The 11,868-nt window shown below is 47.2% G+C and carries 5 protein-coding genes; 4 read left to right on the top strand and 1 reads right to left on the bottom strand.

What is annotated here, in order from left to right; genetic code table 11:
- The first annotated feature begins 50 nt into the window (after positions 1–50).
- From DXY37_RS02285 to DXY37_RS02270, 4 genes are all read left to right on the top strand, one after another.
- On the top strand, positions 51–4,619 hold the full coding sequence (locus DXY37_RS02285) for a hypothetical protein (RefSeq protein ID WP_136975531.1): 4,569 nt from the start codon (positions 51–53) through the stop codon (positions 4,617–4,619).
- A gap of 72 nt (positions 4,620–4,691) precedes the next feature.
- Positions 4,692–5,441 carry a hypothetical protein gene (locus tag DXY37_RS02280; RefSeq protein ID WP_115125152.1) on the top strand — a complete coding sequence of 250 codons (750 nt, stop codon included), beginning with the start codon at positions 4,692–4,694 and terminating at the stop codon, positions 5,439–5,441.
- A gap of 13 nt (positions 5,442–5,454) precedes the next feature.
- Entirely contained in the window at positions 5,455–8,367 is a 2,913-nt protein-coding gene (locus DXY37_RS02275; protein WP_170951746.1) for a peptidase domain-containing ABC transporter, read from the top strand.
- Between the two features lie 130 nt (positions 8,368–8,497).
- A complete protein-coding gene (locus DXY37_RS02270; protein WP_170951745.1) occupies positions 8,498–9,487 on the top strand; it encodes an HlyD family secretion protein in 990 nt (329 codons plus the stop codon).
- Between the two features lie 100 nt (positions 9,488–9,587).
- Here DXY37_RS02270 and DXY37_RS02265 read toward each other — a convergent pair whose 3' ends face one another.
- A complete protein-coding gene (locus DXY37_RS02265; protein WP_115125149.1) occupies positions 9,588–11,753 on the bottom strand; it encodes a polyribonucleotide nucleotidyltransferase in 2,166 nt (721 codons plus the stop codon).
- Positions 11,754–11,868 lie beyond the last annotated feature (115 nt).

Raw genomic sequence — 11,868 nt, 5'->3', positions numbered from 1 at the left:
TAGAGGGTTGATTCGATTTTATCTGTTGATGGCTTTTCAATTAATGTTTTATGGATGATTTAGCAGCCGATCTATCTCTAAGTCCTCCCACTCAACCGATAGATGGACTTTTAGAACTCAGTCTTGGTTCTGACGAAGCTAATGCTGGTGATGCACTCGATCTTTCTGGAGATATATCACTTTCGACGGATAAGGTATTTGAACATGTGGACGATCCAATTGTCCACGAGGCTGCGGCGTCTAGCTTGATTGACAGTGATGAGGATATTTATGCAAGCTTGCTGATTGAAGATGACCTGAAGGCTGGGCAGTCGGTTGTGTTGAACTCAACGATTGATCAAAGCCTCATGCCAGGCAATATTTCACCTGTACTGCTCGAGCAAAGCCAAGATGATCCACTGCTTTCGCCAGCATTCTCTTTCGATGAACTTCTGGAAAGTAATTCAGCAGAGGATGATTTGGCAGTTGATGAGAAGGATGATGCCACTGTCCTGAGAGATGTGGAGATCAAATTGAATCTCACTTCAGAAGAGATTGTTTCAGTTGCTCTGGATCAGGGATTTGGTTTATCCAAGAGTGATGCGATTGGCCGCGACCAAAACTGGTCGATTGCCCAGATCACCCATGATAATCACGCCTTAGAGGATTCAGAATGGAATGCATTCTCAATTGATGTCGCGATCCCTGATCTGCAAAGCTTCTCAGAGGAAAAGCTTTATTTGGAAACGAGGCTTGTTGGTGGGGCTGAGGATGCTGCGATTGATATTCACGTCTTTGATAATCGAAAATCTGGAGTTGCATTGACAGGTCTCAGTCTGGATCTTGCCTGGAATGCTGAGCAGCTGAGCTTGAATGAGAGTCAATTTGAACAGCAAGATGTGTTTAGCAGGAGCAGAGCTCCTTTGTTTCAGTCTCTGGGGGAAACTCAAGTCTTAACCAACGAAGAGGGTGTGGAGATTCAGAGTATTTCTGGCCTCACCGCTGCCGCATTGCCTTTGGCTGGTTCTGGTTCGCCCATCGGTAAGGCGTCTATTTCAGGTTCTCCTGAGAGCACAATTTTTGCATCGATCCCCGTTCACCATTCAGGTTCTGGTCAGAACAATGGCTTCTCCTTGCAGGTCAATGAAGCTGTTCAAACAAATGGTGTTGCTCTACATCCAGATGAATTAGTGATAATGGTGGATGAACAGGAAATGCATGTCTTAAATATTGACCGTTCGATGTTGAAGCACGGTGATTATGTCATTGATGTAATCAATGCATCCAACCATGTTAATCGTGTTCATTTGCATCACACTCTTGCAAAAGATCAGGGGTTTGATGAAACTCGATTTTCTGATGATGCTCTTGACCTGTCTGATAAGCCAGTTGCAGTAAATTTGGCTCTTACTCCGCCGACCTCCCCACTCTTAATTGAATCCTCAGAAGCGGAGTTGTTGAGTTCTGGCGTATGGAAGCAATCGGTCTCCTTAGAGCAGGATCAGTCATCCTGGACTCTTTCTTTGGATGGTCTCTTTCCCGACCGAGATCGTGCTCAACAATTGGATGTGATTCAGTCTGGGCAGCTTCCGTCATGGCTTCAATTTTCTGCAACAGATTCATTCACAGCTGGTGAGTTGATTGCTCAACCAAAAAATGCTGATGTCGGTAACTCGGCAGCTCAGTTGTCGTTCATTGATCGTGATGGACAATTGGCCACACTCCTTTTGGACTTTGCTGTTGAGAATATCAATGATGCTCCGTTATTACGACGGTCTGATCAGCCACTCGCTTTGACGATTGATTCAGACGAAGTCAATCAAAGCCATCGTGTCGCAGGCCGATTGGATCTATCTGAGTTGTTTCAAGATCCAGATCAGATTTATGGAGACGATCTTGAGTTTTCAATTATTGGTGTTATCGATCATGCTGGCAATTCAATGGATGATGTGGATTGGCTACGGATTACTCATGCAGCAACAGAACTTGGTCCTGTCGAGTCAAATGTTGACCTGAGGCCAGAATTGTCTGTCGTTGATGACTATGGTCAATCTCGATCTATCTCGATTGAGGAAGTTGCTGACTTAGATGCAGGATCTCTCATTAGTGTTGATATTGTTCTTTCCGATCGCAGAAGCATTGATGATCCAGGTCTAATTGCTGTCGACTTTGATATCCAACTTAGTGAATCACTCGCTCTGCGAAAGGATTCGGTCACGCTTTCTACATCGCTGCCGATTTTTCAAAATATCGATTTAAATGATGAGTTGGATAGTATTGATTTCTCGACACTCTCGATTCAGGCAGGTGCATTGCCTCGTTTTGGAATGGGTGAGAGTGTTGGTGAGCGAAGTCATGTTCTGTCTAACTTTACTCTTGAAGTTTCTGATCCAACTCAAGTTCACTCTATTGGGATTTCACCTGGGCAGGGACCTTCTCGTGATGGTTTATTAGATCTTTCTGGTGAATCGATTGATACCAACTTGGTTTCGTCGCATTCTCTTTCCTCGCGCTCTGCTTCTTACCTTGAGGTCGTTTCTGCTAAATCTCTTGCTGATGGGCAATATTTGGTGGAGATTCAAGCGATAGATGGTTCAGGCGAGAACGTTAGTTATCAACTGCCAATCTTGGTTGGTTCACCACAGAATAATGATGTATTGGTTCAACCTCTTTCTTCAGCATTGCTCCGCCAGATGTCGTCCACAGCCTTAACAGAGTTATGGCAGCAACAATTCGATCAATCTGATTCATTATCGTTTAGTGAGTCGATTGCCTTGGGAGGTCTTAGCCATTTGGCGTCTTTTGATTCCTCCTCCATTCAATCTGCTGTTGAGGACGGCCGTTTTCATATTTCACCAAGTCTTGAAGCTAGTTTGCCTTTGTTAGCTCTTTATTCAGAGGGATCATCACTCATTCAAGCTGACACTGTGTTGCAAAGAGAGGCGGGTGATTTGCTGGAAAATGCGGAGTTGGTTTCCAGTACGATTCAAGCTCCTCTTGGTGCTCTTGAGTTCTCTTTGACAGGGGGGCAGAAATCTTCAATCGAAGTGGTTAATATTGCGATGGCTGAAGGTGGTGTTGAATTAAATCGTTTGTATAAATCAACTCGTGAAGGCGAACTCCTAACCTTTGCTTCTGAAGTGATTGTCCCCCCCGAGGGTTTGACCGCATCTGGGCGGGATCAATGGCTGCATGAATTGTCTTACTCAATTTATGATTATTCCCTTGATGACTATCGTCTGGTATCTTCCTATTCCTTGGAGAATGGCTTTTCTTTGAATCAACAAGATTTCAAAGAAGATATTGACCTGAATGGCCTTGATGGTTCGGCGTATTTGATCGATTTTGATAATGACGGATTGACGGATATGATTTCACTTGCGCTTGTTGACCAGGGCCATTTTGATCTTGATCAACGCTCTGGTTTTATTAAGGATCCTGTTGTTCCCATCTATGACGAAGGTTATGCCACCTCGAACTCGTCTTTAGATTCTTCTTCTGAGCCATTACTTGCTTCTCCCTCTGTCACTCTTCTTCCCGGCCCATCTCAATCTACTTCTCATTCAGAACCTATGGAGACACTAGTCTCTGATATTGGTCATAAAGATTCCACACCAAGCTCTAGTCCCATCGACCTTATTGCACCATCTGCGCTGTCAGATCAGATTGCTGGCATTGATCTTCCCTCTTCTCAGGCAGTGCATTCGCAAAGCTCGCGCCAGCTTGACCTGAACCAAAGTTCCCCAATTTCCCTAAGCCTTAATTCCACTCAGAAGGGATTACATGTTAGTAATGGTCAATTTGGTACTTCTGCGAATATTGAACCAGTGTCTCACAGTTCCTCTTCATTACAAATTCCAAGCTCTGTAAGTTCACCCTCATTTGATCCTGATGACTCTATCGTGCCCCCTTTAAAGAATGTCTTTGTTTCAAGGCGGGGAAAATCCTCAAATTCCTTGGATACTGCTATTAACAATTTGTTCTCATTAGATGGTTTGTCATCAAAGGATCAATCGCTGCGTGGTCTTGTGGACGATTTATCCATCCACCTTTCTGACCTTGGCGGTTCTCTCTTGGCAATTCTTGGTTTAACTTCCGTACCCCACCTTTCACAACTATCGATGCCTGCTTTACACCGTATAAAGCGCCGGCAACCACTTTCAATCACGCAACGCTTGAATGAATCAAAACTTCAGAGGACTCTGCCTATTCCTGGCACAACGTCTTCACTTTCTCTTCTTATTCACTCGGGCCGTTTATCGATTGAAATTATCTCGTCGCCTACCTCTAGCCATGATGACTGCTATGCATTAGCTGCGTTGAGTGATTTATATCGGCTTTCCTCACAACCTGGTTTGTTTGCCGATGAGTGCCTTGCTGCATTACAGAATCTCACCTCAGATAACTCCGATCCAATGGACTGGCAGGCATGGCTGAAGCGCTTAAGCACCTCCACTTGTTCAGATGTTCAAATTGGTCTTTTGAACAAGACCCTTTCCTCTGCTAACTCGGAACTTAATTTGCTCTTGTCTTCCTCTCCTTCAGCTGCTGACTTGCACATGGCTGCGGAGATCTCTGGTTTGTTGATGTCAAAGGGATTCGCTTGCTCCGATTTGCCTGGATATAGCTCAAAAAGCTAGAGAAAAGCTTAGATCATCTCTCTTTCTGCGATGCTCTTGCTACTACGAAGATAGGTACAAGTTAGTGGCCTGATGGCGAAAGCCGAATTGCCGCGTCCATATCTCCGTCGGCTAGCGCTGCACGGATCTTTGAACACCTTTGTTAAGGATCTAGCTGAAGAGCAATTGGTCTCTCAGTATCCCTTTTCGACTGATGATCAGGCCAAATTGGCCAGTGATAGTTTAATTTCAGACTACTTGTCAGATCTCGGAGTTGTTGATCAGGCAAGTTTGGATCAATGGTGTCAAAAATATTTAATTGATAGCCCTGCTCAACTTGCTGAATTTGTGCGCTATCAAGTCAAAAAGAAGCTCATTGTTCAGAGACTTTTGGCTGAAAATGGTGAAACAGCATTCTTAAAATTTAAGGATCGTTTGGATCGTGTTTTGTATTCGGTTATTCGCGTTCCTTCTGAGGCATTGGCTTACCATCTGTTTTATGCCCTCGACCATGGCGAAATTACTTTTTCTGATGCTGCAGAACGTTTCAGTGATGGTGTCGAATCACGTAGCGCGGGCATTGTTGGGCCCGTCGATCTCTGCACTCCTCATCCTGAAATAGCAAGTCGTCTCAAGCGAGGACGACCTGGTGAGTTGTTTGAGCCTTTCAAGGCTGATGAATGGTTCCTTGTTGTTTCGCTTCTTTATCGGTTTGAATCATCCTATGACGATATTTCGCGAAGGACATTAGGGCAATTGTTGTTTTCAGCCAAGGTTGCTGAATTTATGCCCGAGGTCTCCAAGCAATTGCTTCGGACACATCTGGCTTCTACCCCCGTATGAGATGAGCGTTAGCTTGACCCCTGCTATGGAATTTTGCTCTGCTCATCCAGAGCACTGTGAACTTCGTGAATTTCATTCAGGAGATCTTATTTCTTTGGCTGGTGAAGCTGATGGATCATTTCTGTTGATTCAATCTGGCTCTATACGTTTTATCGATTCGTCTCGCTCTTTTTCTTCGCTTACCCTCTCTGTTGTTAAAGCTCCATATTTGTTGGCATCGTCGATCTTCTCTGATGGTCCATTTAGAGAGCCTGTCCGAGCAGCAACTCATGTTTTGGCATATCAAGTTTCCATTGACATATTGCCAGATGATGTTTATTCGACGTTGTATCAGTTTTGGAAATCTTGTCTTGATCCAAGGGAATGGGTTTTGATTCTTGAATGTTTGCATGCCACTCAAGATCAATCCTCTGTAATCTCGCCATTATTAGATCTTTCACCCTCCTTATGGCCAGGTCTAACCGATATTTTTAGTCAGGGTTCTTTCCACCGAGTTATTTATCTCGATGCGGCTAGATCTGGGTTTAAGTACGGTCATGTCTATCCATTTGATTTTCTGGAATCAGAGTATCCAGAGCATGGATTACCGCGCTGTTATCCGATCTTTGATTCACTCGTTGCTCCTAAGCAGGCTCGAATACCTACTCAATTACCGTCTTCATTTTCTACTTATGAATCGCCTGACCCATCAACTCGAGCTCTCCTAGAGGAAGATCCTAAAAAAGAGAAAACCAGTAACTTCTCTTCGGTAAATGATTTCCTCCCGTCTGATTATGGTTTTGATCTGATCCATGCATCTGATCTTCAATCATCTTTGGTGGCATGCTTGTCTATGCTTTGTCGTCATTTGAAGCTACCGACGCGAAGAGATGTCTTGCAAAATTTTGTTGCTCGACTCCCCTTGGATGATCTTTCTGTTGATCAATTGCGCAGTCAGCTGGTTTCTTTTCTGGATGGTCAAGGTCTTTCTGTCTCGCTGTTACGTGCGCCGGAAGCACTTCCAATTCGAATTCCTACGCCCTGTTTGGTACTTTCCGCTGATCTTTCTCCTGCCTTGATTATCGGTTCTAGTTATCGAACTATTAAGGTACTTGATCCTCTTAGCGGTGCACTGTCTTTCCAAGGCACGCATATTTTTGAATACCTGCAAGAACGTTCTTGTTTGCTCTCTATTGGAGTCGGTATCCATACTCCCCAGCAACGTTTTTCCTATGGATGGTTTCTTCCATATCTGAGTCAATATCGCTTGCAACTGCTTGAGGTTGTTTCAGCAAGTTTTCTGACCCAGCTATTTGCGCTTGCGACCCCACTGCTCTTTCAACAGCTGATTGATCGTGTTGTTTCTAAGGGTGCTGCTGATTCACTTGGGCCTCTGATCTTCTTAATGCTTATCTTCTTGGTCTTAGAAATCTGTTTTAGTACTTTGCGTACCTACCAGTTTGTGGGTATCTCTAATCGTATCGATATCGGTATTGGATCATCAATTATTTCGCGTTTGCTTCGTATTCATGGTCGTTTCTTTGATCGTCGACCTGTTGGTGAGCTTGCGGGACGTCTGCAAGAGATTGATAGTATTCGCCGTTTTCTAACTGGTACTGCTCTTACTGCTGTACTTGATGCTTTTTTTGCATCTCTCTATTTTGTTGTGATGTTTATCTATAGCCCTATTTTATCTCTAATTGTGGCTTGCTCTGTCCCACTATTGTTACTCGCCACGGTTGGTATGGCTCCTGTCACACAGCGCTTGATTCGCAAGCGTGCCGAGGCCTCCTCTCGAACTCAGTCGTTTTTGGTTGAGGTGATCACCGGAATTCAGACTATCAAGCTTCAAAATTCTGAGTTGCTTGCTAAGCGTCAATGGGAAGAGCGTCATTTACGCACGATCGATATTGGATACAAGGCAGTTATGGCCAATACTGCTAGTAGTAGCTTTCTGCAGTTCATCAATAAGTTAACCAATATCTTTGTTATTGGCTTTGGCTCTTGGCAGGTTTTGCAGAACCAGATGACGATTGGTGAGCTTATCGCTTTTCGGATCATCAGTGGCTACGTCACACAGCCTTTGCTGCGCTTGGCATCGATATGGCAAAACTTTCAAGAACTTTCGCTTTCTTTTGAGCGGGTTTCTGATGTTGTTAATCAGCCCTTAGAGAATGGAGACCCTGCCGATTCTTTGATGTCAATGCCACCACTGTTAGGTCGTTTGACCTTTGAAGATGTCAGTTACCGGTATTCTTCTTCTATGCCCAATACCCTTTTCGGTTTTGGGCTGACCATTGAGGCCGGTTCCTTTGTTGGGCTGGTTGGCCAAAGTGGTTGTGGTAAATCTACATTGTTGAAATTGGTTCCTCGTTTTTATGTCCCTGATTCAGGGCGCGTGCTTGTTGATGGTATTGATATTTCAAAGGTAGATATTTATTCGCTTCGTTCTCAAGTCGGATATGTTCCCCAAGATTGCATGTTGTTTGAAGGAACGATTTTTAGCAATATTGTTATGGGTAATCCTGAGGCCTCGAGTGAGGAAGTGATTGAAGTTGCCAAGCTTGCTTGTGCTCATGATTTCATTATGAGTTTGAAGCAGGGTTACAACACGAAAATTGGTGAGAGGGGTTCTGGTGTATCAGGGGGGCAGAGACAACGAATCGCCCTTGCTCGTATGTTTCTCTCCTCTCCTCGTCTGATTATCCTTGATGAGGCTACATCCGCCTTAGATGCCGATACGGAGAGGCAGGTTGTTGCCAATATTCGTCGTCACTTTGTTGATGAGACGGTGTTGATGATTACGCATCGTCTCTCGTCTTTACAAGCTGCTGATCGTATCGTTGTGATGCACGCAGGTGTTCTTGATTCTATTGGTAATCATGCCGAGTTGATGGAAGTAAAAGGTCGTTATTTTGCTCTTTATCAATCTCAGTTTGCTGGTTAATATGTTTTCTTTTCCCCCTTTCCGTCTGCCTTCTTTTTTTCGCAGGTCTCCGACATCTACTGACATAGACGATTTTAAGTCTGTTCTTTTGCCGCCCGGTCCGCTTTGGTCGCGACTCTTCTTATGGTTTTTGGCTTCGGGATCTCTTGCGCTTTTGATTTGGTCCTTTTTTGCCAAAGTTCAGGATGTTGTTGTGCTGAGTGGTTCTCTCCGCTCAAAGAATCCAGTCGCCAAGGTTGTGAGCCCTATGGCAGGTCGTGTGCAGAAGGTTTTTGTAGCCCCTTCTCAACGGGTTGATTCTGGTCAAGCTCTCTTGGCGTTGGATGTTTCAGACCAGGAGATCCGACTTGGGTCGCTTCGCGTTCGTCTTCAGCAATTAGAGAGTTCTTATCGTTCTTATCAAAGATTTAGTAATAAATCCTTAGCCTCTCTGCGTTCTGAACTCTCCGTTAACCAAGATCTACTTCGTCGATATCAAAACCTTGCTTTGAGTGGAGCTATGTCTGATGTTCAGCTCCTTAATCAGAGGAATCGTGTTGTTCAGCTTGAAACTCGTGTTGCTGAAGCTAATCATGCTGACGCTGATAAAAATGCTGAATTTGGATCACAGAAATCGCAACTTATGTCTGAAATTGCTCTGCTGGATCATGCTGTAAGTCGTTCCACTGTTTATTCACCTATCCATGGCATCGTTCAATCACTTGATCTCCCTTCGCAAGGTGTTTTTCTCGCTTCTGGATCCAATATCGCAGAGATTGTTCCATCTGGGATTCTCTCTGCTCAAGTTAAGCTTCCATCTCAGTACCGTGATGCTGTGCAGGTTGGCTCAACTGCCATGGTTGATGTTGATGCATTCCCTGCTCGCGAGTTTGGGTTCCTTCTCTCAGAAATATCCTCCGTTTCTCCTACAACGTTTGAATCATCCTCATCATCCATCCCAAAAACCTATCTTGCCGACTTGAAGTTGCTCAGGTCGGAGCGATCAGAGCTATTGAATCTTAGTCAGCTCCTTCCTGGTATGAAGGTTACGGCTCGTGTGACTCTCCGCACAAAGCCAGTAATTACTACGGTTTTTGAGTTTTTCGATAATTTTTTTACACCCATGAACGAGGAACGTTGACTTTTTACTTTCCCAAAGAAAAGCCCATGCCGATCTTCAGCAGAGATCGTCACGGGCCATAGGGATCATCAATCCCGTTTTTCAGGTCTGAGGCGACCCCTCAAGTAAGGGGCGCAACGGGTGTAGGGGCAGGTTCGGGCTCAGTGTCTTCCCCGTTCTGGGGCACACCGCGTAGGGTCAGCTTGATGCGGCCGCGGTTGTCGATTTCGCGGACACGAACGGTGACCTCGTCGCCCACCTTCACCACATCTTCTACCTTTTCTACCCGAGCTTCTGACAGCTGGGATATGTGGATCATTCCCTCCTTTCCAGGAAGGATCTCCACAAAGGCGCCTATTGGAATGATCCGGGTGATCGAACCGCTGAACACCTCGCCCTCATTCACCTTGCGGGTGAGGCCTTCGATGATCTTCTGAGCTTCATCAGCCGCCGCACCGTCATGGGACGCGATGGTGACAATACCGCTGTCTTCGATATCGATCTTGGTGTTGGTGCGCTCGGTGATGCCCTTGATCGTGCGGCCACCAGGACCAATCACGGTGCCGATCAGTTCCGGGTCAATGCGGAAGCTGAGCAGGCGAGGGGCATGGGGTGACATGCCATCACGGGGGGTGTCAATCGCCTCCAACATCTTTTCTAGGATGTGGAGACGGGCAGGACGCGCCTGGTTGATCGCCTCGGCAATGGTTTTGATCTCCAGACCGGTGATCTTCATGTCCATCTGCAGGGCGGTGATGCCCTTGTCGGTGCCGGCCACCTTGAAGTCCATGTCGCCGAGAAAGTCCTCGATGCCCTGTATATCGGTGAGGATTCGAACCTCTTTGCCCTCTTTGATCAGACCCATTGCGGCCCCGCTGACGGGTGCTTTCAAGGGCACACCGGCGTCCATCAGGGCCAGGGTGCTGCCACACACTGAACCCATTGAGGTGGAGCCATTGGAACTCAGGACCTCACTCACCACCCTCACCACATAGGGGAAGGTGTCCTTCGCTGGCAGCACGGGCAAGATGGCCCGCTCGGCAAGAGCTCCATGGCCGATTTCGCGCCGGCCAGGGGAGCGCATCGGTTTGGTCTCGCCCACCGAGTAGGGAGGGAAGTTGTAGTGATGGAGGTAGGTCTTTTCAGTGTTGGGGTTGAGATCGTCCATCTCCTGGGCATCGCTGGGTGTGCCCAGGGTTGCGGTCGACAGCACTTGCGTGAGGCCGCGCTGGAACAGTCCAGAGCCATGCACCCGCTTAGGCAGCACGCCGGCGGCCGCGCTGATTGGTCGCACCTGATCGAGACTTCTGCCGTCAACACGCTTGCCGTCCTTGACAATCTGCTGACGCATCAGCTTCTTGGTCAGGGCTTTGAAGCTGGTTGGCAGAGCTTTGCCGTTGCCTGAAACCAGCTGACGGACGGGGTCGGAGTCCTTCAGACCATCAATGGTTTCCGCGGTTTGATCACGGATGGCATCGAGCTTTTCGTCGCGCTCAGCCTTGCTCTGATCGAACTGGCTCAGCACTTCGCCAATCGACTTACTGCAAGCCTTCTCTAGATAAACCGGCAAGGTGGTGTCTTCGCTGGGAGCCTCGGGCTTCACCTGCTCGATTCCAGCGTCTTTAAGGATGGATTCCTGCGCCTTGATCAGCTCACAGACCGCTTCGTAACCGAAGTCGATCGCTTCAATCACATCCCCTTCAGGCAGCTGATTCGCCCCGGCCTCAACCATCACCACACCATCGGGGGTGCCGGCCACGACCAGATCGAGATCTCCGCGTTCGATCTCTCGGAAGCTGGGGTTGAGCACAAAGTCGTCGCCAAGAAGGCCAACCCGCACTGCGGCCATGGGGCCTTGGAAAGGGATGCCCGCCAAAAGTGTTGCCATTGAAGCGCCAGTCACCGACAGCACATCCGCAGGGACGCGCTCATCGAGAGACATGCAGGTGGCCACGATTTGGATGTCGTCTCTCATCCAGTTGGGGAAGAGAGGCCGCATCGGCCTGTCGATCAAACGGCAGATCAGTGTGGCTCGCTCGGGAGGTCTTCCCTCACGGCGCATGAAACTTCCTGGAATGCGCCCTGCTGCGTAAAGGCGCTCTTCGTAGTCGCAGATGAGGGGAAGGAAATCGATGCCTTCGCGCCCTTTGGATCGGGTAGCTGTGACGAGCACCGAAGTGTCACCGCATTCGATCATCACCGAGCCACCGGCCTGGGGGGCATACCGCCCCGTGGTCAACCGAATCTCCCGACCGTCAAAGGAGATCGACTGTGTCTGACCTTGCACTGTTGTTTATGTCTTTCTGTCAAGGTTGATTCTGGCACTTCACAGGATTGAAACGTCAATCCCACTGAATCCAATTCGAATCGCTCTGTGACATCCATCAAAAAAGGAGGTGTTC

This window comes from Synechococcus sp. GEYO (assembly GCF_900473955.1).
Lineage (GTDB): Bacteria > Cyanobacteriota > Cyanobacteriia > PCC-6307 > Cyanobiaceae > Synechococcus_C.
The sequence above is the reverse complement of the archived record's forward strand: the minus strand, read 5'-3'. Positions and strand labels throughout refer to the sequence as shown.